General features: G+C 67.5%; 20 protein-coding genes. 15 read left to right on the top strand and 5 right to left on the bottom strand.

Annotated features, from left to right (window positions below; genetic code table 11):
- The 7 genes from A6M56_RS06715 (at nucleotide 1) to A6M56_RS06685 (ending at nucleotide 11,021) form a co-directional block, all read left to right on the top strand.
- Nucleotides 1–1,818: a methyl-accepting chemotaxis protein gene (locus tag A6M56_RS06715; RefSeq protein WP_045218574.1), complete on the top strand. Its 1,818-nt coding sequence runs from the start codon at nucleotides 1–3 to the stop codon at nucleotides 1,816–1,818.
- A gap of 719 nt (nucleotides 1,819–2,537) precedes the next feature.
- Entirely contained in the window at nucleotides 2,538–4,649 is a 2,112-nt protein-coding gene (locus A6M56_RS06710) for a glycosyl transferase family protein (protein WP_045218571.1), read from the top strand.
- A complete protein-coding gene (locus A6M56_RS06705) occupies nucleotides 4,646–6,382 on the top strand; it encodes a bacteriophage N4 adsorption protein A (protein WP_102079272.1) in 1,737 nt (578 codons plus the stop codon). Before A6M56_RS06710 ends, A6M56_RS06705 begins: the two co-directional genes overlap by 4 nt.
- A 289-nt stretch (nucleotides 6,383–6,671) precedes the next feature.
- On the top strand, nucleotides 6,672–7,931 hold the full coding sequence (wecB, locus tag A6M56_RS06700) for a non-hydrolyzing UDP-N-acetylglucosamine 2-epimerase (RefSeq protein ID WP_045218567.1): 1,260 nt from the start codon (nucleotides 6,672–6,674) through the stop codon (nucleotides 7,929–7,931).
- 9 nt (nucleotides 7,932–7,940) lie between these two features.
- The gene (locus A6M56_RS06695; protein ID WP_045218565.1) at nucleotides 7,941–8,399 is read left to right on the top strand and encodes a hypothetical protein; all 459 of its coding nucleotides are present in this window, start codon (nucleotides 7,941–7,943) and stop codon (nucleotides 8,397–8,399) included.
- Nucleotides 8,400–8,412: 13 nt separating this feature from the next.
- Nucleotides 8,413–10,131 carry a DUF2334 domain-containing protein gene (locus tag A6M56_RS06690; RefSeq protein WP_045218564.1) on the top strand — a complete coding sequence of 573 codons (1,719 nt, stop codon included), beginning with the start codon at nucleotides 8,413–8,415 and terminating at the stop codon, nucleotides 10,129–10,131.
- A gap of 2 nt (nucleotides 10,132–10,133) precedes the next feature.
- Nucleotides 10,134–11,021, top strand: coding sequence for a hypothetical protein (locus tag A6M56_RS06685; RefSeq protein WP_102079273.1), 888 nt, complete (start codon nucleotides 10,134–10,136; stop codon nucleotides 11,019–11,021).
- Here A6M56_RS06685 and A6M56_RS06680 read toward each other — a convergent pair.
- Both A6M56_RS06680 and A6M56_RS06675 read right to left on the bottom strand, forming a co-directional pair.
- Complete coding sequence (locus A6M56_RS06680) at nucleotides 11,011–12,147, bottom strand: mechanosensitive ion channel family protein (RefSeq protein ID WP_102079274.1); 1,137 nt, start codon at nucleotides 12,145–12,147, stop codon at nucleotides 11,011–11,013. The genes A6M56_RS06685 and A6M56_RS06680 overlap by 11 nt on opposite strands.
- 93 nt (nucleotides 12,148–12,240) lie before the next feature.
- The gene (locus A6M56_RS06675) at nucleotides 12,241–13,560 is read right to left on the bottom strand and encodes an Nramp family divalent metal transporter (protein WP_102079464.1); all 1,320 of its coding nucleotides are present in this window, start codon (nucleotides 13,558–13,560) and stop codon (nucleotides 12,241–12,243) included.
- A 166-nt stretch (nucleotides 13,561–13,726) separates the two neighbouring features.
- Here A6M56_RS06675 and A6M56_RS06670 point away from each other — a divergent pair, with 166 nt between their 5' ends.
- From A6M56_RS06670 to A6M56_RS06650, 5 genes are all read left to right on the top strand, one after another.
- Nucleotides 13,727–15,484, top strand: coding sequence for a molecular chaperone HscC (locus A6M56_RS06670; RefSeq protein ID WP_102079275.1), 1,758 nt, complete (start codon nucleotides 13,727–13,729; stop codon nucleotides 15,482–15,484).
- 8 nt (nucleotides 15,485–15,492) lie between these two features.
- Nucleotides 15,493–17,292: a J domain-containing protein gene (locus A6M56_RS06665; protein ID WP_102079276.1), complete on the top strand. Its 1,800-nt coding sequence runs from the start codon at nucleotides 15,493–15,495 to the stop codon at nucleotides 17,290–17,292.
- Between the two features lie 175 nt (nucleotides 17,293–17,467).
- A complete protein-coding gene (locus tag A6M56_RS06660) occupies nucleotides 17,468–18,133 on the top strand; it encodes a response regulator (RefSeq protein ID WP_045218557.1) in 666 nt (221 codons plus the stop codon).
- Entirely contained in the window at nucleotides 18,130–19,620 is a 1,491-nt protein-coding gene (locus A6M56_RS06655; RefSeq protein ID WP_045218556.1) for an ATP-binding protein, read from the top strand. The genes A6M56_RS06660 and A6M56_RS06655 overlap by 4 nt, the downstream gene beginning before the upstream one ends.
- A gap of 274 nt (nucleotides 19,621–19,894) precedes the next feature.
- Complete coding sequence (locus A6M56_RS06650; protein ID WP_145997144.1) at nucleotides 19,895–20,206, top strand: hypothetical protein; 312 nt, start codon at nucleotides 19,895–19,897, stop codon at nucleotides 20,204–20,206.
- On the opposite strand, the gene A6M56_RS06645 is transcribed toward A6M56_RS06650, so the two are convergent.
- The 3 genes from A6M56_RS06645 to A6M56_RS06635 all read right to left on the bottom strand — a co-directional run bounded on the left by A6M56_RS06645 (nucleotide 20,207) and on the right by A6M56_RS06635 (nucleotide 21,737).
- Nucleotides 20,207–20,818, bottom strand: a complete 612-nt coding sequence (locus A6M56_RS06645) for an NAD(P)-dependent oxidoreductase (protein ID WP_286757927.1) — start codon at nucleotides 20,816–20,818, stop codon at nucleotides 20,207–20,209.
- 90 nt (nucleotides 20,819–20,908) lie between these two features.
- Nucleotides 20,909–21,343, bottom strand: coding sequence for an Rrf2 family transcriptional regulator (locus A6M56_RS06640; protein ID WP_045218551.1), 435 nt, complete (start codon nucleotides 21,341–21,343; stop codon nucleotides 20,909–20,911).
- Between the two features lie 67 nt (nucleotides 21,344–21,410).
- Nucleotides 21,411–21,737: a DMT family transporter gene (locus tag A6M56_RS06635; RefSeq protein WP_045218549.1), complete on the bottom strand. Its 327-nt coding sequence runs from the start codon at nucleotides 21,735–21,737 to the stop codon at nucleotides 21,411–21,413.
- A 108-nt stretch (nucleotides 21,738–21,845) separates the two neighbouring features.
- Here A6M56_RS06635 and A6M56_RS06630 point away from each other — a divergent pair, with 108 nt between their 5' ends.
- The 3 genes from A6M56_RS06630 (at nucleotide 21,846) to A6M56_RS06620 (ending at nucleotide 24,309) form a co-directional block, all read left to right on the top strand.
- Nucleotides 21,846–22,229, top strand: coding sequence for a winged helix-turn-helix transcriptional regulator (locus A6M56_RS06630; protein WP_102079279.1), 384 nt, complete (start codon nucleotides 21,846–21,848; stop codon nucleotides 22,227–22,229).
- Nucleotides 22,230–22,297: 68 nt separating this feature from the next.
- The gene (locus tag A6M56_RS06625; protein ID WP_045218545.1) at nucleotides 22,298–22,825 is read left to right on the top strand and encodes a membrane protein; all 528 of its coding nucleotides are present in this window, start codon (nucleotides 22,298–22,300) and stop codon (nucleotides 22,823–22,825) included.
- Between the two features lie 113 nt (nucleotides 22,826–22,938).
- Nucleotides 22,939–24,309 carry a TolC family protein gene (locus A6M56_RS06620; RefSeq protein ID WP_045218542.1) on the top strand — a complete coding sequence of 457 codons (1,371 nt, stop codon included), beginning with the start codon at nucleotides 22,939–22,941 and terminating at the stop codon, nucleotides 24,307–24,309.
- The last annotated feature ends 6 nt before the right edge of the window (nucleotides 24,310–24,315 follow it).

Here is a 24,315-nt window from a genome sequence, read left to right as displayed (position 1 = left end):
ATGCTGAATCGACTTTCCATCCGCTTCCGACTCAACGCGGCCCTGGCGCTGCTTGCCGTGCTGCTGGCCGCCATTGGCGCCATCGGCGTGGTAGGGATGCGTGCGTCCGAGGCGAACATCAAGGACATCTACACCAACCAGCTGGCCTCGACGTCGCTGCTCGGCAAGGCACAGTTGAATGCGGCCATTGTGCGCACGACGCTTGACCGCGCGGTGTTCCATCCGGACGCCGCGGATGTGCCGGCCATCCTCGACAAGGCCAACGGCTACCGCGCCAAGTCCGACGATGCCTGGAAGCAATACAAATCGCTGCCGATGGGCGCCGAGGAGGCGCGCCTGGCCGCCGACGTGGAGGCCAAGCGCAACGCGCTCTTCCGCGATGGCATCGAGCCGCTGATGAACGCATTGCGCGCACGCGATGCCGCTGCCGCCGACCACGTGGTGATGAACACGATCCCGCCGCTGTCGGTGGCGCTGTCCGCCGCCGCCGATGCGCTGGACCGCAGCCAGGTGGAGCAGGCCAAGGCCGCTTACGAGGGCGCGGTGGCGCGCTCGCGGGCCTTCCTGATGCTGGTGGTCGGCGCCATCGCGCTGGGCATCGCGGCGGCGCTCGGTTGCGCGTTCGGCCTGCATCGTGCGATCTCGGTGCCGCTGTCGAACATGCTGGGGCACTTCGGCGAGATCGCGCGTGGCAACCTGACCGAGCGCATCACCGTGCGCAGCCAGGACGAGATGGGCGCGCTCACCCAGGGCCTCATCGACATGCAGCGCGGGCTGATCCGCACGATCGAGACGATGCGCCGCGGCAGCGAGTCGATCGCCAGCGCCACCAAGCAGATTGCCGCCGGCAACATGGATCTGTCGCAGCGCACCGAGGAACAGGCCAGCTCGCTGGAAGAGACGGCATCGAGCATGGAAGAGCTCACGAGCATCGTCAAGCAGAACGCCGACAACGCCCGTCAGGCCAGCCAGCTTGCCGGCAACGCGTCGGACATTGCCGTCAAGGGCGGCGAGGTCGTCGGCCGTGTCATTGAAACGATGTCCGGCATCAATGAAAGCAGCAAGAAGATCGCCGACATCATCGGCGTGATCGAGGGGATTGCGTTCCAGACCAACATCCTCGCGTTGAACGCTGCGGTCGAGGCTGCTCGTGCGGGCGAGCAGGGGCGCGGGTTTGCGGTGGTGGCGGGCGAGGTGCGCAGTCTCGCGCAGCGCTCGGCCACGGCGGCCAAGGAGATCAAGGCGCTGATCAGCGATTCGGTGGGCCGTGTGGAGAACGGCTCGACGCTGGTGAGCGAGGCCGGCGCCGTCATCGACGAGGTGGTGGTGGCCGTCAAGCGCGTGACCGACATCATGGGCGAGATCTCCGCTGCGTCGGACGAGCAGAGCGCCGGCATCGAGCAGGTCAACCAGGCCGTGACGCAAATGGACGAGGTCACGCAGCAGAATGCGGCGCTGGTCGAGCAGGCTGCCGCGGCAGCACAGTCGCTGGAGGAACAGGCCGGCGTGCTGCGCGAGGCGGTGGCTTCGTTCCGCCTGCCGCCGGCCGGCACGCATGTCGCGCCGCAGGCCGTGGTAGCCGTGCAGCCAGCACCGCCAGCCGCCTCGGCAGCCGCTGCGAAGCCGGCGGTGCGCAAGCCCGCCACGACGGCGCCGCGCGTCGCCCGCCCGCGTGCGGCTACGCCGGCCAAGCGTCCGATGCCGACGCCAGTGCCGGCAGCAGCGCCCAGTACGCCTGCCGCGGCAGCCGAGCCCAAGCCCGGCAAGCTTGCCCTGGCTGCCGCTTCAAGCGACGCAGACGACTGGGAACAGTTCTGACGCCCACCCGCAGATCCGCATTTCGACAAGCCGCGCCCGGTGCGCGGCTTTATGTTTCAGCCATGCAACCAATTGGCCCGATTGTGCGGGCGGATGTTGCCGATGCGGTCGACAGACGGCGTGGCGGGCCTCGCGCGGGCCCGACTCCATGTGCGCGCCGCTCGCGCTTGAAACGCGCTGTCGCGCGTGAACCGTTTGCCGGCAAGGCACGGCGCCCCCAATCGGCCGGGGTGCTGCTTTTCGGGCAGCACGGCGCGTGCTGCCGCCGCCGCGGCGGTCACCGGCCCACCTAACCCGAACACCCTGCACCGGAGCGGACCTCGCCTCCGTCGTTCGTACGGCGGCGCTGTCCGCTGCCTGGACGACGGTTTCGACTTGCCCACTGTGGCTGGGCTTCGCTGCGATACCGGCCCCGCTCTCGCCCGCCGCGATGTGCGTTCATCCATGCAACAACCCGGCGCGTTCGGCAGCGGCTGCGCGGGGGTGCGGCGCAGGACACCGCATAACCGCGCGCCCTCGCGGGTCTTGGTATGGTCCTCGCGTTCCCCCGGCGGAAGCGGGCAGGAGAGCGACGCATGCCACACGATCCGAGCCGATCGACGGCATACCACCGCGTAAGCGGTCGCCCCGCACATCGATAAGACCTTGGGGGAATCAATGGCGGCGCAAAGCGGGGGAGTGTCCGGGCACTGGCAATGTGCCGGCATGGAGGAGCGGCCATGACCGACGTGCCATGGGAGCTCTATCTGGCGTTGCTCAACACGCTGACGATGGCGACCACGCTCGTCATCCTGATCAGCACGGCCGACGATTTCTTTCTCGACGCGTTCTATTGGCTGCGCGAGCTGTGGCTCTGGCCGCAGCGCGGCCGCACGCCCGTCACGATCGCGGCTGAAGAACTGCGCCAGCGCGAGGAGCAATGGCTCGCCATCATGGTGCCGGCATGGAAGGAGTACGACGTCATCGCCAAGATGGTGGAGAACACGCTGGCGACGATGGAGTACACGCGCTTCATCATCTTTGCCGGCGCCTATCGCAACGATGCCGAGACCACCGCCGAGGTCGAACGCATGGTTCGGCGCTATCCCGGCCGTGTGGTGCGCGCGGCCGTCACGCACGATGGCCCGACGTGCAAGGCCGACTGTCTGAACACCATTGTCCAGACGATCCTGCGCTACGAGGCCGGGCACGGCATCCGCTTTGCCGGCGTGATCATGCACGACTGCGAAGACGTGATCCACCCGCTGGAGCTGAAGTACTTCAACTACTTCATCCGCGATCAGGACCTCGTGCAGTTGCCGGTGCTCTCGCTGGAGCGCAAGTGGTACGAGTGGGTGGCCGGCACCTACATGGACGACTTTTCCGAGACGCACCAGAAAGACCTGGTGGCCCGCCAGGCGCTGACCGGCACGGTCCCGGGCGCCGGCGTGGCGCTGTGCTACAGCCGGCGCGCCATCGAGGCGGTGATGAAGGCGCGCGGCGATGCGCCGTTCAACACCAGCACGCTCACCGAAGACTACGACTTCAGCTTCCGGCTGCGCGAGCTCGGCATGCGCGAAGCGTTTGTGCACTTCCCGATCTGCGAAACCACGCCCCCGCAGGAAGACGCGCAGGGCAAGGCGCATGCACGCTGGCATCTCGGGCGGCGCAAGCCGCGGCGCGTGCAGCTGCTCGCCACGCGTGAGTATTTCCCGAGCACGTTCCGCACGGCCTACCGGCAGCGTGCGCGCTGGGTGCTCGGCATCGCGTTCCAGGGCTGGCTGCAGATGGGGTGGGACGGCAACCTTGTCACCAAGTACATGTTCTTCCGCGACCGCAAGGGCGTGGTGACGGCGCTGTTCTCCATCCTCGCCTATGTGCTCTTGCTCAACTACCTGGTGCTGGGCGTGCTGCTCGCCAAGGGCTGGGCCGCGATACCGGCCGGCACCCTGGCGGTGAACAGTCCATGGATGCACCAGCTGCTCGCCATCAACGCCGTGCTGCTCGCCAACCGGCTCGCGCAGCGCGTGTACTTCGTGGGCCGGCTCAATGGCCCGCTGCAAGGCGTGCTGTGCCTGCCGAGGCTGGTGGTGAACAACTTCATCAACTTCTTCTCGGTGTGCCGTGCCTGGAAGATCTTTCTGATCTACTGCCTGACCGGCAAGCCCATCGCGTGGGACAAGACCCAACACATCTACCTGTCGAATGACGCGCTGGGCCGCACGCGCGGCAGGCTTGGCGAGACGCTCGTCAAATGGGAAGTCATCACGCAGGAGCAGCTTGACGCGGCGCTGGCCATCCATCGGGAGACGGGGCAGCGGCTTGGGCAGGTGCTCCTGCGGCAAGGCCTGGTCACGCCCGACACGTTGGCCGATGCACTGGCCGAGCAGGCCGACCTGCCGCGCGTGAGCCTGACCAACGTCGTGCTCGGGGCGCTGGCAGATTGCCTGCCGCGCGACCTGGCGGTGCGGCATCACGTCGTGCCGTTCTCGATCGGCGAAGACGGCTCGCTCAACATTGCCGTGTCGGAGTTGCCCAACGGCGAAGCGCTCGAAGAGCTGGCCCGCGCGGCCGGCCGCAAGGTGGCGTGCTTCATGGCGTGCGACCACGAAATGTCGGCCGAACTCGCGCTCTTGGCCGACCTCAACCGCCGCGCCACGGTCGTCTTCGGCCCCGCGGCGTACTCGGCCACACTGGCCATCGAATCCATGACGGGCGCCGGCCCAAACCTGTCCGCAGGCACGGCACCCGCGCCCGAGGCTCCCAACATCCCCCCGATACCCGTGCCGCCGGACCCGCCACCGGGACCCGAGGCGCGTCCCAATCCATCCGTCGCGGGAGGTGTGGCATGAACACTGGACGAAAGAACGTTTCGGCATTGCGCAGGCCGCGCTGGCCCATCGCGGCGGCGGTGTGGGCGCTGTGCCACGGGGTGTCGGTTGCCGAGCCCGCAGCGCAGCCGCTGCAGCCCGACGCCTATTTCCGCGCCGACCGTGCCTACCGCGCCATCGACGCGAGCCGGCTCGACGATGCCGAAGCCGCCACACGCGCCGCGCTCGCCGTGCAGCCCGACAGCCTGCAGCTCAACCTGCTGCTGCTCGACGTGCTGACGCGCGAGGGGCGCATCGATGCCGCGCGCGCGCTGGCCGATGGGCTGCTGCAGAAGTATCCGAACGAGCCGCGCGTGTACGCGCAGCACGGCTTCCTTGCTCAGAAGGCCGGTGCGCCGGCGGTGGCCGAGCAGGACTTTGCCCGCGCCGTGCAGGGCGCTGAGTGGACGCCGCAGGAACAGCGCAACCTGCATCTGGCCTGGTCGGACAATGCGTACTCCGCCCGGCATCCGCGGGCAGCGCTCGAGGCGCTTGCCCCGTTGCAGGATCAGCCGGATGCCGCCGTGCAGCTGCGGCTCGCGCAATCGCGCCTGCAGCTCGGGGACCGCGATGGTGCGGCGCAGGCTGCCTCGCTGGCTTCCGAACACGCGACCGACCCGGCGCAGCAACAGTACGCAAAGGCGCTGCTTGCCCAGGCGATGGCACCCGAGGCCCAGCCGGAAAGCGCTGCCGCGGACGATGCGCGCGCGGCGGGGCAGCGTGCGTTGAACGAAGCCTACGAACACCTGCGCGCCCGTGACGACCGCGCTGCGCTCGCCGCATTCCAGAGCGGCTTCTCGGTCGGGCAGGGCAACTGGAGCCATTACGCGGATGCGGCGTACGCCGCCAAGCGCCTCGGCGACAACCCGACCGCCATCGAGCTGTTCCGTCAAACGCTGGACCGCGCCGATGCCGATGCCAGGAACGAGGGCGGCAGCAACGGTGACGACCGCCTGAGCGCGGACCGGCGTTTCGGGTACCGGCGCGAAGTTGAACAGATGCAGCGCACGGTCGGCATGGTGCTCTCCGGTGCGTACCAGACCTCGGCGTTCGGCTTGCCCAACACCGTGAGCATCGCGCAGGCCGGCACGGAGGTGTACTGGCAACCGCCTGGCATCGGCTACCGCGACGGCAGCATCTTCCAGGTCTTCGCGCGCGGTTACGACAGCGTGTACGACCGCAACGGCACCACCGGCCTGCCGACGGTGCAGGGTTCCGTCGGCGCGCGCTACAAGCCGATCAAGGACATCAACCTTGTCTTCACCGCAGAGCGCCTGTTCCGCATCGGCCGGCTCACCAGCAACGACACCCTGCTGCGCATCGGCTTCTCGACCGACCAGGGCATCGACCTGCAGGTGACGAAGCCGCGCTGGCAGACGTGGCAGGTGTATGGCGAGGGCGCCTACTTCATCAACGCGGGCCGCATGATCGTGAGCACCGAGGCGCGCTACGGGCACACCTGGCGCATGGCTTCCATCAGCGATCGCCTGACGGTGTATCCGCACATCGTGCTGGCGGGCGACCACGATAACAAGGCAGTGGGCCAGCGCCTCGCACTGGGCGTTGGCCCAGGCATCAATCTGCGGTACTGGTTTCGCGAGACGCCGTACAGCGCTCCGGCCAGCTGGCTGGATCTGACCGTGCAGTACCGCCTGCCGCTGACCCATGCGGACCGGGCAAAGGGGGTGGTGGCGCGCGCCGTCTTGTGGTTCTGAGCTGGTGGACGTTGCGTACGTGCGTTCCATCAAGGAACGGCCGCGGGCCACGCATCAAGCAGACCCCACAGAGGTGTCGCGAATGAAACGTTTCTGACAGTTGCCGCAAGTGGATCACGAAGAGGGACGGGCAATGGCGCCTGCAGGATGGCGCCGTACCGCCACGGTGGGGACAAAACAGCATGGATGGCACGACCTTCGCTCCATTGGCAGAGTCTGCGCCAGATCGGAAGCGACGCGGTCGTCGTCGCGCGTTGTCGCGCATGGAGCAGATCATTGGGGGGCAGTCATGAAGGAAAGAATCCTGACCGTGTTCGGCACACGGCCCGAGGCGATCAAGATGGCGCCGCTGGTGCAGGCATTGCGCGCCGAGGCAGGCTTCGACTCGGCGGTGTGCGTGAGCGCGCAGCATCGGCAGATGCTCGATCAGGTGCTGGAATTGTTCGGCATCGTGCCCGAGTTCGACCTGAACCTGATGCGGCCTGGGCAGACGTTGTCCGACATCACGTCCAACGTGCTGGGCGGCATCGACCGCGTGCTGGATGCGTACGCCCCCGACGCCGTGCTGGTCCATGGCGATACCACGACCACGCTCGCTGCGAGCCTTGCAGCGTTCTACCGGCGCATTCCCGTCGGTCATGTCGAGGCAGGGTTGCGCACAGGAAACATCTGGTCGCCGTGGCCGGAAGAGCTGAACCGCCGCGTGACCGACGCCGTCACCACGTGGCATTTCGCGCCGACGGCCGAGTCGCGTCAGAACCTGCTCGACGAGGGCATCGACCCTGCGCAGGTGACGCTCACCGGCAACACCGTCATCGACGCGCTGCTGGCGGTCAAGCGGCGGCTGGACACCGACGCCGGGCTCTCGACCGAGATGCTGGCGCGCTATCCGTTCCTGGATGCGGGCCGGCGGATGATCCTGGTGACGGGCCACCGGCGCGAGAACTTCGGCGAGCCGTTCGAGCATTTCTGCGTGGCGCTGCGCCTGCTTGCTGCCAGGCATCCGGATGTGCAGATCGTGTATCCGGTGCATCTGAACCCGAACGTCCAGGAGCCCGTCAACGCCATTCTTTCGGGCCACGGCAACGTTTATCTGATCGCGCCGCAGGACTACCTGCCCTTCGTCTACCTGATGGACCGCGCCCACCTGATCATCACTGATTCGGGCGGCATCCAGGAGGAAGCGCCGGCACTCGGCAAGCCGGTGCTCGTCACGCGCGACACGACGGAGCGCCCCGAGGCCGTTGCGTCTGGCACCGCGCGGCTTGTGGGTACCGATACGCAGCGCATCGTCGATGAAACCGAGCGCCTGCTGCATGACAGCGCCGAATACCAGCGCATGGCGCAGGCCCATAACCCCTACGGCGACGGGCAGGCCTGCTTGCGCATCGTCGATGCGCTGAAGGCCGCGTTTGCCGGGCAGCCGCAACAGGCTGCCCGCGGCCCCCAGCTCGTTCGCAAGCCAGTTGCCGAGGCCGAGATCATCGATCTGGACGTGGCGCGCGCGATCGCGCAAGGATCATCCACGCAACACCGCCTGAACGGTTAGGAGGGTTTGATGAATGCGAAACAGATCGGGGGCGGTGCGTTGCTCGCCTCGGCATTGGTGGCCGGCTGGCTGATCGTCGCGCCACCCGGCGCAGAGAAAGCCGGTGTGCTGGCTGTCGCGCCTGAGGCTGCCCAGAACGACCCGGTTGGCGGAGGCGACAGCAACGACAGGAAAGCCCCCGCACCCACGCCTTCAAAAGGAACGGCCACGGCCGCGCAGCCCGCCCAGCCCGCCGTGATGGCCGCGACGACACACAGGGCCGCGACCGGCGGCCCGCGCGCCTATGGCTACGGCGTCATGGACGAGAACGGACAGGTTGTTCCACCGCCTCGCCCGGCGGTCATGACAGAAGTCCGCCCCGGCATGCCGGAAAACGAGACGACAGGTACCGAACGCGGCCACGACCGTGGCCCTAACTTCAACCTCGGGCTCTACCGCCAAGCGGATGGCTCGGTGTATCGCCCATGAGTCGGAGCGCATCATGAAGACAGTCTTTCGGAAGTTTCTCTGTGCAGTGGTGCTGGCCGGCGGCATGCTCGGCATTTCATTGACGGGGCCAGCGCAGGGCGCCAGCTGCACCATCGGGCTCGGCCCCGTCTGCGTGACGGTCGGAGGTTCGGCCTCTGCACAGACCACACCGGCGAAGATGCTGGTGCTGTACGACGCGCCCGCCAATGATCCGTACACCAACCTTGGCAAGGCGTACGCGATCATGCTGTACAACCTGCTCGCGCACTTCAACACCACCATCACGATGCTGCCGGTGCAGAACTACACGGCAGGCATGACCGAGCAGTACACCGCCACGTTCTATATGGGGAGCTACTACAACAACCCCATACCGGCGGCATTCCTCTCCGACGTGACCACCACGCAGAAGACCGTCGTCTGGTTCAAATACAACTTGTGGGAACTGGCCTGGAACCCGGCGTATCCGTTCACCGCGCGCTACGGCATCAACTTCGTGAACCTGCGCGGCATGAACGCCACGCCTTCGGCCAGCGCTCCGAACCCGGGCTTCTTCGATAACGTGAGTTACAAGAGCCTGTCGATGCAGAAGTACTACGCGTTCAACTCGACGACGGGCGCCGTCACGGCCGACCCGGACATCGGCGTGACTTCCGTGGCCGACGCCACCAAGGCCTCCAGCCTGGTGACGATCACCAACACGGCCACGAATGAGACCGCGCCGTACGTCATGCGCTCGGGCAACTTCTGGTACTTCGCCGACATGCCGTTCTCGTTCATCGGCCCGCGCGATCGCTACCTCGTGATCTGCGACTTGCTGCATGACATCCTCGGCACGAATGCGCCCACGTCGCACCGCGCCCTTGTGCGCCTGGAAGACGTGAATGCCACGACGTCCGTGGCCGCCATGAAGACGCTGACCGACTACATGCAGAGCAAGAGCATTCCGTTCTCGATCGCGACCATCCCGCTGTATACCGACCCGAACGGCGTATACAACGGCGGCGTGGCGCAGACCATCCATCTGGTCAACGCAACGGGGCTGAAACAGGCGCTGAACTACGCCAAGGCACGCGGCGGAAAGATCCTGATGCATGGCTATACGCACCAGTACAGCAACATTCCGAACCTCATTAACGCCGTGAGCGCCAACGACTTCGAGTTCTGGCTTGCCACGCAGAACCGGCCGGTGAATGAGGATTCGACGCAGTGGGCCGCCAATCGGCTGTCTGCCGGCCTGCTGGAGTTCCAGCTCAACGGCTACAACCCGTTTGCCTGGGAGGCGCCGCACTACCAATCGTCGCCGCTGTCGATCCAGGCGGTGCCCAAGTACTTCAAGAACACCTATCAGCGCGTGGTGTACTACACCTCGGACAATCCGCAAACGCTGAACGCGACCACGCCCGGGCATGACTTCTCGGTGGGCCAGTTCTTCCCCTACATCATCCAGAAGGACTACTACAACCAGCGCATCATTCCGGAGAACCTGGGCAATGTGGAATACAACATCTGCAATATCGACCCATCGTCCTGCCTGTCGTACACGGCGCAGGACATCCTGACCAACGCCAACTACGCGCTGGCGGTGCGCGACGGCTTTGCGTCGTTCTTCTTTCACCCGTTCTGGCTGGAACCCGAAGTCGGCACGCCCGGCTTTGCCGACTTCCAGACCATCATCACCGGCATCACGGCGCTGGGCTTTACCTGGGCCGACGCCAGCGTGGTGCAGTGACCATGCCGACGGTGCGGGCGATACTGGCAATGGCGATGCTGGTATCGGCCGCATCTGCACAGGCCGCGGGGCCGGCGGACGCAATGCCCGTCGGCCCCGCGCCGCTGTATGGCGTGACGATCGATGCGGTGGACGACGTGCCGGCGGTGGTCGATGCGCTTGCGCATCTGCCGCATCGGCCCACCGCCCGCGTCGTCTTTGACGAGGGCATGCGCGCCTCGCACTATGCCGCTCCGGTCGCTGCCATCCGGCGTGTGGCCTACGTGATGGGAGAGCTCGCGGATTCGTCCACGCTCAAGCAATACACGCCACCCGAATTGCGCGAGCGCGCCAGCGCATACCTGCGTACGCTTGGCAGCCAGGTCGACGTCTGGGAAATCGGCAACGAGGTCAACGGCGAGTGGGCCGGCCACCCGCGGGACGTGGTCGACAAGACGCTGGCGGCTTACGACGTCATCCGCCAAGGCGGCGGTCGGACCGCGCTGACGCTGTACTACAACGAAGGCTGCGCGGAGCAACCGTCACACGCGATGTTCGGCTGGGTCGAGCGCAACCTGCCAGCGCGGCTTCGCGAGGGCGTGGACTATGTCTTCATCAGCTTCTATGAAGACGATTGCAGGATCGCCACGCCGCCGTGGAGCGCGGTGTTCCAGCGCCTGGGCGAGCTGTTTCCGCATGCCGCGCTCGGCTTTGGCGAGGTGGGCACCCGCCGCGCCGCGGGCAAGCCGGCGCTCATCGCGCATTACTACGGGTTGGCAGTCGACCACCCTCGCTACGTGGGCGGCTATTTCTGGTGGTATTTCCGGCAGGACATGGTGCCGCGCTCGCGGCCGCTGTGGCGCGACCTCGACGCGGCATTCCGGGCGCAGTCCGCCGCGCTCACCCGCTAGCGCGCGCGTTGACGCGCTGCGTCTGCGGTGCGCCGGGCCTGCCGGTCACGAGGTCTTCCGGGCTGACCGGTTCACCGTCGCGGCGCACGAGCTGGATCGTGCGGGTGGGCAGGGCGAAGGCCGTGCCGAGGTTTTCGAGCCCCTCGAGGATCGTCAGGTTGATGCGCTGCTGGATATCCATGTACAGGTTGAAATCGGGGTCGGTCACGAAGTACACCACCTCGAAGTTCAGTGCGTTCTCGCCAAATTCCTTGAAGTGCGCGCGGTCGAAGCGCGTGTTGCCCGCGGTTTCAACGGCACGGCGCACGATCTCCGGAATCTTCTGCAGCTGCGAGGCCCGTGCGTCGTATGTCACGCCGAACGTAAAGACCACACGCCGTTCCGACATGCGTTTGTAATTGTGAATCGTGCTCTTGAGCAGCGCCGTGTTCGAGGTCACGATCTCCTCGCCGGACAGGCTGCGGATGCGCGTGGTCTTGAGCCCCACGTGCTGCACCGTCCCGGCGATCGATTCGAACACGATGAAGTCGCCGATCTCGAACGGCTTGTCGAGCCCGATGGCAAGCGACGCGAACAGGTCGCTCAGGATGCTCTGCACCGCCAGCGCCACCGCCACGCCGCCCACGCCCAGGCTGGCGACAAAGGCCGTGATGTTCACGCCCACATTGGCGAGGATGCCCAGCACGAGCATCGACCACAGCGCGAAGCGCAGCACCCACGCCATCATCGACGTGATCACGGGGTTATGGGTCGTGCGCCCCTGCGCGGAGAGCTTCTCGCGCGTCCAGAGCGTGACGCCGCGGTTCAGCCATAGCGCAATCTGGAACCCGATGATGACGAACCAGACGTGGTCCGCCTTGTTGGCAATACGCGTCGGCAGGTCGATGAAATACGAACCCGCCAGCAAGGCCGCCAGCGCGATGAACAGCGGATGCGTGTCGTGCAGTACCGCCGCGCTGAGAATGTCGAACCGGTGGCCGGTGCGCCGGGCCCGGGCCTCGAGCCGGTTGCCGATGAACCGGATGAAGTTGGACAGCACCGCATAGGCGGCGATGGCCGTCAGTGCCGCCGCCAGCCAGTCGCGGATCGGCACGCGCAGAAAAGTGTGGGCGTTAAGCCACTCCATAGGCATCTCCGTGCAATAACACGGATGCTGCGCCGCACAGAACGTGCCAGCGGCACGGGGCAGCGGCCCGGGTTTGGCCCCTGGTGCGCCGTTTCAGCCGGCCAGCACCTGCCAGACCAGCCACACGTTCGCCACGCTGATGATCCCGAACAGCGCCCACGCCAGCAGGGACGTGACGCGCGTGTTGACGAATGCGCCCATCAGCGTGCGGTCGTCCGTCATCCGGATCAACGGAAACATGGCGAACGGCAGCTGCAGGCCCAGCACCACCTGGCTGATGACGAGCAGCTTGGCGATGGCGTGCGCGCCCAGCATGGCCACGCCGATGAATGCGGGAATCAACGCCAGCGCACGGGTGATGAGGCGTCGCTGCCAGCACGGGATGCGCAGATCGAGGAAGCCTTCCATCAGGATCTGTCCGGCGATCGTCCCGGTGAAGGTGGAGCTTTGCCCGGCCGCCAGCAGCGCGAAGCCGAACAGCAGGCCCGCCAGCGCCGTTCCCACCATGGGCTCCAGCAGGCGGTAGGCGTCCTGGATATCGGCCACGTCGCGGTAGCCGTTGGCATGGAAGGCCGCAGCGGCCAGCACGAGGATGGCGCCATTCACCAGCAGCGCGAGGCTCAACGAGACGATGGTGTCCAGCCGCGAGAGCTCGATCGCTTCGCGCTTGGCCGCGTCCGTGGCGGCCGTCATGCGCGTCTGCACGACCGACGAATGCAGATACAGGTTGTGCGGCATCACCGTCGCGCCAAGGATCCCGATGGCGAGGTACAGCGGCTCGCGTTGGCTCACGGCCTGCCACGACGGCATCAGGCCCGCCGCGACGGAGGGCCAGTACGGCTTGATGAGGACCAGTTCGACGAAGTAGCACAGCCCGATGGTCAGGATCAGCCCTAGCACGATGGCTTCGAGCTGGCGGAAGTTCTTGCCCTTCAGGCCCAGTACGATCAGCGTATCGAGCGCGGTCAGTGCAACGCCCACCAGGATCGGCACGCCCAGCAGCAGGTGGAAGGCCAGCGCACAACCGAGCACCTCGGCGAGGTCGCACGCGATGATCGACAGTTCGGCCAGCAGCCATTGCACCCGCAGCGCACCGGGGCGGTAGCGGTTGCGCGAGGCACGCGCGAGGTCCATCCCGGTGACGATGCCCAGCCGCGCCGACAGGCACTGCAGCACCATCGCCGCCAGGCTGGAAAGCACGACCACGAACAGCAGCGCATAACCGTAGCGGGACCCCGCTTCGATATCGGTGGCCCAGTTGCCCGGGTCCATGTAGCCGACGCAGACCAGCAGCCCCGGCCCCGCAAAGCGCAGCAGCTTCCTCCACAACGGCAGGCCGGGCGGGATGGCAACGGTGCCGCGGACTTCGGATGGGCAGAACGGCGCGGTGGCGGTGGTTGGCAGGCGGAGCATGCGCGCGGCAGAGGAAGAGGCAATCGGAACGGCCCCATGATAGCCAGGCGCCGTCGGCGGCGCGTGGTGCGTGCACGACGCCCCCCACTTCGTGGCATGCCGCTCGAGGCCGGCTTTGGGTAAGCTGCGCGGCAGCTTCGGCTTGCCGCTGCCCAGGCATTCCTGCATGCCAGCGGCCCATGTCCATCCTTCCTTCTTCCTGACCATCGTGATTGTCGGCATCGACCTTGGAACCACCAACAGCCTCGTCGCCGTATGGCGCGACGGCGGCGCCAGCATTGTCCCCAACGCGCTCGGGCACGCGCTGACGCCGTCGTGCGTGGGCTTTCTGGACGACGGCTCTCTTGTCGTGGGCGAAGCCGCGCGCGAACGCCTGCAGACCCATCCGCAGCTGACGGCGGCGCTCTTCAAGCGGTACATGGGCACCGACCGCAAGATCACGCTGGGCCGGCAAACCTTCCGGCCCGAAGAGTTGTCGTCGTTCGTGCTGCGCGCACTCAAGGCAGATGCCGAGGCCCTGCTCGGCGAGCCCGTGACGGAAGCGGTCATTACCGTGCCGGCGTACTTCAGCAACGCGCAGCGCAAGGCCACGCGCGTGGCAGGAGAGCTGGCGGGGCTGAAGGTCGAGCGCCTGCTCAACGAGCCGACGGCGGCGGCCCTGGCCTACGGCCTGCAGAGTCAGGACGAGAGCAAATTCCTTGTATTCGACCTGGGCGGCGGTACCTTCGACGTGTCGATCCTGGAATTGTTTGAAGGTGTGATGGAGGTGCGTGCCTCGGCCGGCGACAACTTCCTCGGCGGCGAGGATTTCGCCACGCTGCTCATGCAGTCCTTCCTGCAGAAGACCGCGCTGGGCGAGCGCGTGGGCACCGATATCGGCAGCTTGCCCCCGGCACTGGCCGAGCGCCTGCGTGCAGCCGCCGAGCGCACCAAGCGCACGCTGACGGACGCCGTCTCCACCACGCTGCGCATCGAATACGAGGGCGAAACCTACAGCTGGGAAGTCAGCGCCGATGCCTTTGTCTCGCTGGCCGAGCCGCTGCTCGAACGTTTGCGCTCGCCCATCGAGCGCGCCCTGCGTGACGCGCGCATCCGCCCGGCCGAGCTCGATCGCATCGTGCTGGCCGGCGGCGCCACGCGCATGCCGATGGTGCGCCGGCTCGTGAGCCGCATGTTCGGCCGCTTTCCGGTGGTCGACCTGAATCCTGACGAGGTGGTGGCGCTTGGCGCAGCCGTACAGGCCGGCCTGAAGATGCGCGATGCGGCCCTCGATGAAGTCGTGATGACCGATGTGGCGCCGTATTCGATGGGCGTGGACGTCGTGCAGCGCGTGTCGATGCAGCGCATGACCGAGGGCCATTTCCTGCCGATCATCGAGCGCAACACCGTGGTGCCCGTCAGCCGCGTCGAGCGTCTGCACACCGTGTCGGACAACCAGGCCGAGATCCACCTGCGCATCTTCCAGGGCGAGTCTGCGCGCGTGGTCGACAACATCTTCCTGGGCGAGCTGCGCATCCCGGTGCCGCCCAAGCCGGCGGGAACGGTGCACATCGACGTGCGCTTCACGTACGACGTCAACGGCATTCTCGAATGCGAGGGTACGGTGGCCGACACGGGCGAAAAGCACGTGCTGGTCATCGAAGAAAACCCCGGTGTGATGACACCCGACGAAGTGCAGGCACGCCTGGCAGCACTGGCGGCCATCAAGATCCACCCGCGCGACCAGACCGAGAACCGTGCCGTGATGTCCCGCGCGGAACGCGTGTTCGAACAGCTGCTCGGCGCCCAGCGTGGTGCGGTCGGGCATGCCATCGGCGTGTTCCAGGGTGCGCTCGATACGCAGGATCCGGATCGCATTCGCGAGGTGCGGACCAGCATCAAGCGCCTGCTCGACCAGGTCGAGTCCGGCGCAATGTTCGACTGAAGGCGCCCATGTCGACCGAACTGTTTGGACCGTGGGCGGTGCTGGGCATTGAACCCACACACGATGCCCGCCAGATCAAGCGCGCCTACGCGGCCCGCCTGAAGGTGGTGCGCCCCGACGACGATGCTGCCGGCTTCCAGGCGTTGCGCGAGGCCTATGACACGGCCTTCGCGCAATGCGACGATGGCGCGCCGCCGCCGGTTGTCGTGCACCTGGAGACCCGGCACGCTGATCCTGAAGCCGCGGCCCAACTGCCCGACGATGCGCCAGGACGCCCCGCGCCGCTGACGTTTCGGCCGGCACCGCAGCGCGAGCTTGGCCCGGCGCCGGGCGTTGTCGGCGTGCAGCACTGGCAGGCGTTCCTGGCCGAGGTGCCGCAACAGGACCCGGACGACGTGTCCGATGCGCGCGTGGAAGCGATCGAAACGTTGCTGCGCGCGCGCCTCCAGCATCCGGACCTGATCCATTTCGAGGCCCGCGAAGCGTTCCAGCACGCCGCGCTGCGTGCCTGCGCCGATCGGGCAACGCTCGGCACCGTCCGCATGGCGTGCGACAACGTGTTCGAATGGACCGGCGCCCCCATGCCGCTGGACCCGCATGAGCGCCGGCTGTGGCAAATCGCCATTGACCGTGCGGCCGGCGACGTGCAATACCAGGGCGTGCAGCACCGCGCCAAGCACTCCGCCACCGTGCGGCGCATGTTGCAGCCCGGGCCCGCCAGGATTCCGACGCTGCGCCTGTTCATGCCGTACTTCCTGTCGGACGTGCGCAAGTTCCTCGAGCAACTGAGGACGAAGTGGCCGCAGGCGCTCGAATATCGGCTCGACCACGCCTCGATGCAGGCCTGGGACGAGGCGGCGCGCCGCCCATGGCCGTCGTTTTCGGGGCTGGCGGCGCTGGCGGCGCTCAGTGCATTCGGTGCGCTGATGTTCTGGGCGGGCGGCCACCGCTGGGATGCGCCGGATTGGTACCAGCAACTTGGCACATTCTTCGTGTGGCTGGTGACCGTTTGCATTCTGGTGCTACCCGTGACGCTGCGCGTGGCCTATCCCGTGTGGATCGCGCCCGCGCTGGAGCGGCGACGCGCGCGCGGCCAGCTGCGGGCGCTGCATCCGGCAGTCTGGTACGGCATTCGCATTGCGCCGCCGACGCTGGCGCTGTGCGTGCTGCATCCGTCCGACTGGTACACCGGTGTCGTGACTGCGGCCATTGTGGGTGTCGCCTTCGTGCACGTGCTGGTGCTGCTTGTCCAGGAACGCGCCCGCGTGCTGGCGCTGCTGGTGCCGGCGGGCATGTTCTACGGCTTCAGCCTGGTGAGCGCCTTCGAGCCATTCTTCGGCAACGGCCTGCTGGTGCTGGCGTTGTCCGATACGTTGTTCCTGGGGCTGCGCGAGGTGCTGCTGCGTGGTTTTGGGCAGGACTGGCAGACCACCCGGGCGCGACTCGTCCTGCTGGCGGTTGGCATTGCCGCCGTGCCGCTGCAGCTGTTGCTGGCGCAGGATCTGCCCGCGGTGGCTGCAACGCTGGGGTGGGCATGGTTCCTGGCCGGCCTCGCGGCCGTCGACCCATTCTGGTCAAAGCTCGCGGAGCGCAAGGGCCTGGGCGGGACGTACGTCTGGATGTTCGCCATGGCGCTGACGCTCGGCGCGGGACTGCTGTTGAGCGACGTGCTCGTGCCGAAGGGGCACGTCCTGCGCGGGATGCTGATCCTGCAAGGCTCGGTCGCCTGGCTGGTATTGACGGCCTTGCTGCGCACCGCATGGCACGCGGTGCTGGACGGCATGCGCAGCCGTCGCCAGCGGGCGTGAGATCCCGCCGTTCATCGCAAACGAGGCGCGCAATTGTGCGCCGACGTGCATATTGCCCGGGCACATTTAAGGCAAAGCTCAGTCCGTTGCGGTAGATTTCAGCGTTTGCCGGCACCTGCACCCAGGTGCCGGCTATTCGTTTACGTCTTGACCGCCGAATTCCGGATTTCCGCGCATGAACGCCATCCTCCTCATCGAAGACGATTTGCCACTGGGTACGGCGCTGGCCCGCGCGCTGCGCCAGGCCGGCTACAACGCGACCTGGGTGCGCCGCCTGGTCGATGCGCAGAAATGGATGACCACCAACACGTTCGAGGCCATCGTGCTCGACCTGGGCCTGCCCGACGGCGAGGGGCATGTCTTCCTGGAGGAACTGCGTGCCGCGCATTGCGATGTGCCGGTCATCATCGCCAGCGCGCGCGATGCGCTGGACGAGCGCCTCAAGGGCCTGGACGCCGGCGCCGACGACTTTCTCGTCAAGCCGTTTCCCGTGGATGAGCTCATCGCCCGCCTGCGCGCGGTGCTGCGCCGCCATGCGGGGCAGAGCACGAACCAGTGGAGCGTCGGCAACCTCGTGGTGGAGCCCTCCCAGAAGCGCGTGACGCAGGACGGCCAGGTCATCGAACTGACGCCGCGGGAGTACCAGCTTCTGCTCGAACTGGTGCGCCGGGCCCATCGCTGGGTGCCGCGCGAAACGCTGATGGACGCGCTCTACCGCGAGGGCGACAGCGTGAGCGCCAACGCGCTCGAAGTCGTCATCCACCACCTGCGCCGCAAGCTCGGCAATGAAACCATCCAGACCATCCGCGGTGTCGGCTACATGATCGGGGGCGACCGGTGAAGTTTGCGGTCCCGGCCATCCTGCGGGTCCGCTCGCTGTCGTTCCGGCTGTATGTCCTGATCCTGCTAGCACTGGTGCTGATGCTGCTGGTGCAGCTTATCATCGCCCACCTCGAAATCTCGCGCACCAACAGCCGCCAGGTGGTGAGCGATCTGCGCATGTCGGCGCAGGCGTATGCCGACCTCACTGCGCTCAACATGGACGATGTGCCGCGCCGCGAAGAATTCCTGCGACGGCTCACCGATATCAAGCTGGGCTTGTCGCTGCCCAACATCCTGCCCGGCGAGTTCCGCTACGTGCTGTGCGATCGCAGCGGCAATGTCATCACCGCATTCCCGGGCGCACCGACCATGCCGTGCGGCAGGGCGCACGATGCGGTTGTCGAGATCAACCTCGAAGGCAAGCCGTGGCGCAGCTATACGGTCGACAGCGTAGACGGCCGGATCTCCGCCACCGTGGCGCAGCCGCTTTCGGCCTACGAGCGCGCCATTCGCGACCTGTTCCAGGAGGTGGCGATTGCGCTGGCCATCCTTGCCGTTGCGCTGATGGTGATGGTGGGCTGGGCCGCTCACCAGGGCCTCAAGCCGCTGCGCACGCTGACGCGGCAGGTGGAAGCGCGCGACTCGGCCGACCTCGAACCCGTGCAGAGCGTCGAGCATGCGGAGCTGAAACCGCTGGTCGACGCACTCAACGCGCTGTTCGCGCGCGTGCGCCGCGGCATTGAAGCCGACCGCCGCTTCTTCGCCGATGCCGCGCACGAATTGCGCACGCCGCTGGCCGCCATTCAGGCGCAGGCGTACGTGGTGTCGCACTCCGACAGCGAAGAGGATCGCTCCACCGCATTGCGCGAGTTCGACCGCGGCATCTCGCGCGCAACGCAGTCGCTGTCCAAGCTGCTGGCCATCGCCCGGCTCGATGCGCGCCGTGTCGAGGCGCAACTGGCGCAGGGCGCGTTGTCCGATCTGGCCGGTTGCGCGCGCAGCGGCGTGATCCAGCAGGCTTCGCGGGCGGAGCGGCGCAACATCACGCTGTCGTACGAGGGGGCCAACCAGGCGTGGGTCTCGGTGTCGCACGAAGATGCCGCCACGCTCGTCGAGAACGTGCTCGACAACGCCGTGCGTGAAACGCCCAACGGCGGCGAAGTGCGCGTCGCCGTGACACGTCTCGGCGCGGGCAAGGGCGGCAACGCCGTACCGATGATCGAACTGCGCATCGAAGATTCCGGCCCCGGCATTCCCCCCGACGAGCGTGAGCGCGTGTTCGAGCGCTTCTATCGTCCGCGCGGTAGCCAGTCGCAGGGCAGCGGCCTTGGGCTGGCCATCGTGCGCCGCATCGTCGAGCTCGGGAACGGTTCGGTTGCCATTGAAGACGGCATTGGCGGCAAGGGCTGCGCGGTGGTCATCCGCCTGCCGGCGCTGGACGCCGTGCCCGAACCGATCGAGCCCGACGATGTTCCCCCTGGCATGGCCGATACGCCGCGCCACTGATTGGCGAGCCTCCCGGTGGATGGTTCTGGCGCTTGTGCTGCTGGGCCATCTGGTTCTGCTGGCCGAGTGGCGTGCGCGCCCGATGCCAGCCGTGCGGGAAGAACGGCCCCTGCTGCTCGGGCGCCTGCTTCACGATCAGGCGCCGCGCGCAACGGCTCCCGTATCCCGTCCCGCGCCGCGCCCGCAAAGTCCGCCGGCCCCATCGACTGCCGCATCACGGCGCGCATCGCTTCCACAACCCGAAGCGGCCGGCCCAGCCGCGACTGAAGAACGCATGACTGCAGCCACCATTCAGGCGCGCCAGCTCGATCTCGGCATGGCTGCGGCGCCCGCCCGGCCCGCACGGTCTTCGGCGGAAAACAATGTCGCACGCAGCGCCGCCCAAGGGGCTGGTCACGCGTTCGGGCCGCATGCGGCATCCGCGCCGTACGCGAGCGGGCCCGTGCAGGAATCGCGCGGTGCCGCTGGCCGCTGGCAAGCCCGTGTGGACGTCGGCGGCAGCGCCTACTGCCTGCAGGCGCAGGACCCAAGCCTGCGGCGCGATCCGTTCGAGAGGGCGCTGGCCGTGCCGTCCACGTGCCGCTGATCAGTAGCCGACAGTGAACCGCTGACGCGCGTGCGCGGGCTTCTCGGCTTCGTCGAGGAACGCGATCGCGAAGTCCTCCATCGACACCCAACTCTTGCCGTTCGCGTCGACCAGCAGCGTGTCCTTGCCGATGCGGAAGTGCCCCGTGCGCTCGCCCGGCTCAAACAGGGCCGACGGCGACACGAACGTCCAGTTCAGCTCGGTTTCGTTGCGCAGCGCGTTGAGGAAGTCGCGCCCGGCCGAGGCTTCGGCAAAGTACGCCTTCGGGAACTCAGGCGTATCGACGAGCGCCTTGCCGGGTGCCACCTCGAGGCTGCCCGCGCCGCCCACCACCAGCAGGCGCGGTACGCCGGCCTTCTTGACGCCACCAACGATCTGGTCCGCGCTTGCCTGCAGAAAGCGCACGGTGCTGAACGCCACGTCGTTGCCGGCCAGTGCCGCAGCAAGCCCGGCCGCGTCTGCCACGTCGACGTCCTTGGCGGTCAGGCCTGGGCGGGCCGGCAGCTTCGATGCCGTGCGCGCAATGGCGGTGACCTGGTGGCCGCGGCGCAGGGCCTCGTCGATCAGGCGGGTGCCTACGCGCCCGGTGGCGCCGATGATTGCAATTTTCATAGTCAACTCCTTATGGAATGGCTCAAGCGGTTGAGAGGTGATATGTAATCAAATTGGTTGCATATCAGGACAAAAAAAACACGCCGGCGGTCAGGCCCGGCGGCGGCGTTGCGCGTGGCTTACCTCGTCGAGGATGCCGGCGATGGTCTGCGCGGCAAGTTCGGCTTCCAGCGCGGCCTGCGCGCGTTCGGTCATGCGTTCCAGCACGCCGGTGATCTCGCGGCCCACGGCGCACGCAGGATTGGGCGCGTTGGGCGGCAGCGCAATGAGCACCGGAGACTCCACCACGTGAAAGACGTCCAGCAGCGTGATGCGGTCGGCCGGCCGCGCCAGCGTGGCGCCGCCCGCTGCGCCCATCTGCGAGACAACCAGACCGGCATCGGCCAGTTGCGCCACCAGCCGCCGGATCAGCGCCGGGTTGGTCCCCACGCTGCCCGCGATCAGCGACGACGGCACCGGCCCGTCCGCGCTGGCGAGCAGGGTCAGGATATGCACGGCGACGGCGAAGCGGCTGCTGGTGGACATGGATTCAATGCAAAGTGTAATCAGTGTAGATACACATAAAACTCGCGTCAAGCTGCCCAGCGCAGCGCTATGCGCCGTTGAAGAAATTCAGGCCGACCGTGCCTGCGATCACCAGCGCAATGCAGGCCAGCCGCGCGGGCTGCATGCTTTCGCCAAAGAAGACGATGCCAAGCACGGTCACACCCACCGAGCCGATGCCCGTCCAGACGGCATAGGCCGTGCCGGCGGGCAGGCCGCGCATGGCATGCGTGAGCAGGAAGACGCTACCCAGCGCCGTCACGATGCCGAGCACGCTCGGGATGGGGCGCGTCCACCCGTGCGCGAACTTGAGCGAAATGGCCATGGCGATCTCCACGGCGCCCGCGGCCAACAGCCAGAGCCAAGCGGTTTGCATCACATTGAACCTCCGTCGATGCCGGCGCCAGCCGCGGCCCGGCGCGTTGCAGTGGCGCCAGATTAGGCGTACGGTCGCTTGCCAACAAGTACGCACCCGGAGGTAACCATGACGCAGAACGTGGGCATTGCCGAAGCCGGCCCGGCGGCTGTCGAGCCCTGTCCATCGGTACAGGCGCTCGAATTGATCGCGGGCAAGTGGGCGCTGCGCATCCTCCCCGCACTCGAAAACGGTCCCGTACGCAACAACGCGCTGCTGCGCCGCGTGGGCGGGGGCATCTCGCAGAAGATGCTGACGCAGACGCTGCGCGCGCTGGAAGCCAACGGCCTCGTCCTGCGCACCGTCTACGACGCGGTTGCGCCGCACGTGGAATACCGCCTCAGCCCCCTGGGCGAATCGCTGAACCGCACCCTGGTGGAGCTGGACGACTGGGTGAAGGCGCATTGGGCCGAGATGGAACGGATCCGCAAAATGCAGGTCGATTCCGAATGACATCTGCACATGGCGGCCGGTCGCCGCCATGTGCAGATGCAGCAATTTTCCTGCTAGTATCGGGCCCCATGTCTGTGACCGCACTCCGATCCGCCTTGCCGACGCTGTGCCGCGCCAATGCGCGTGGCACGCTCTCGCGCACGCGCGGCGTACGGTGGCTGCTCACTGTCTGGTGCCTGCTGTTCACCGTCTCGGTCTTCTCGGCCACGCACTTCCCCGACGGCCAAGCCGCTGACGAGGCGCTGGAGGCCATCGAGGCCGTGGTGGACGATGCCCTTGCCGATACACCGGCCGTCGCGCAGCCCAGCAAGGGTTTCGAGCGCGCAATCCAGGCGGCGCTTGGCAAGGTGGTCAAGCAGCCCAGCCAGTGCTTCAGTACCGAACACTGGGTTGCGCAGGCGCATGACGCGCCCGCCCTACCTGACACGAATGCGGCCACGCCCGACCATCCGAGCGATGCGCCGGAACTCTGGCTGCCGCCGCCGCCCATGGCGCTGACGCCCGGCCTGCGTGTCGCGCGCGTCCGTGCCGCACTCCCGCCTTTCCAGCCCGGCCCCGCGCCGGCGCCCATGCTGCGCCCGCCCGCGCACGCCTGATCTCCGGCATTGGCCGGAGCCATCCCTCTTGAGTTCGTAGTGCAGCGCCAGCCGTTCGTCTGACCGGCTGGGCGTTCGCGCTCGCCTGTTCCTCTTTTTCAGGATGATTTCGGATGTTGTCCAATCAGGACGCGGCCCGACCTCGCCCCGCGCAATCGCGCGCGGGCGCGCGGGCATCGCAACATTTGCTTCTTGCCGCCGTGCTGGCCGCCTTGTCGGCCCCGGCGTTTTCCGCTCCCTCGGCTGCGGCCGTACCGGCGCCCGCCAAGGCCGCGACGGCCGATTCCAGCACCCCGCGTGACGAAGCGCTTCCGCAGCCGCGCTACACGCTGGCGCAACTGCTCGAGCTTGCGCACACCCACCACCCGGCGCTCGCGGCCTCGCGGGCGCAGGTGCAGGCCGCACAGGCCGGCATGACGACCGCGCGCGCATGGCCCAATCCCGAGATCGAAGCCATGACGGGCCGCCAGCGCGCGCGCATGCCTGGTGCGGCAGAAGGCCGCACGAACAGCGTGTCGATCACGCAGAAGCTCGATCTGCCGTGGCAGCGCGCCGCCCGCACGCGCGCGGCCGACGCGGCCTACGAGGGCTCCCAGGCCACCGCCCAGTCGTATGCCCGCGACGTGGAGGCCGAGCTCAAGCTGCGCTTCTACGACGTCGTGCGCCGCGAGGCCGAGCAGCGCAACGCGCGTGAGGACGTGGCGCTGGTCGAGCAGATCCGCCGCCGCGTGGCCGTGCGCGTCGAGACAGGCGAGGCACCGCGCTATGAGCTCATCCGCGGCGACGCCGAACTGCTCAACGCGCAGCGCACCGAGCAGGCGGCCGCCCTGCGCGTGCAGCAGGCGCTGGCGGAGCTGCGCCGCGCCGTGGGCGCCGACCTGCCGCAGACCTTCGATGTGGCGGCCGATGCCGAGACACCGCCGGTGGCGCACCTCCCGCCGCTGGCCGACCTGGTCAGCATGGTTCTTGCCACGCATCCCGATCTCGAGGCCGACCGCGCCGCCGTGCGCGAGGCCGAAGCGCAGCTCGCCCACGAGCGCAGCCAGCGCTGGCCGTCGCTCGCGCTGCGCGGGTCCGTTGACCGCGCGCCCGACCTGCAGGACAGCCGCGTGGGCCTCGTGATGTCGATTCCGCTGTTCGACCGTCGCGAGGGGCCTGTCGGCGAAGCGGTCGCCGTGCTCGAGCGCGCGCGTGCGCGGCTGCGCGACCGCGAACTCAAGACGCGTCAGGCCGTGGAATCGGCCTATCGCCAATACGAGATCGCCGAGTCGCAGGTGAGCGCGCTCGAGTCTGGCGTGGTCAAGCAGGCCGAATCTGCCCTGCGCGTGGCCGAAGCCGCGTACCGCCACGGCGAGCGCGGGATTCTCGACTACCTGGATGCGCAGCGCGTGTTCCGCCAGGCCCGCAACGACCTGATCGCCGCCCGCGCCGACCTGCGTACTGCCGCGGTCGAACTCGACCGCCTGCGCCCGGAGGCCCAATGAGCCGCC

The organism is Ralstonia sp. RL (genome assembly GCF_001683835.1).
GTDB lineage: Bacteria > Pseudomonadota > Gammaproteobacteria > Burkholderiales > Burkholderiaceae > Ralstonia > Ralstonia mannitolilytica.
Note: the sequence above shows the minus strand (reverse complement) of the source record. Positions and strands in the feature narration are given on the sequence as shown.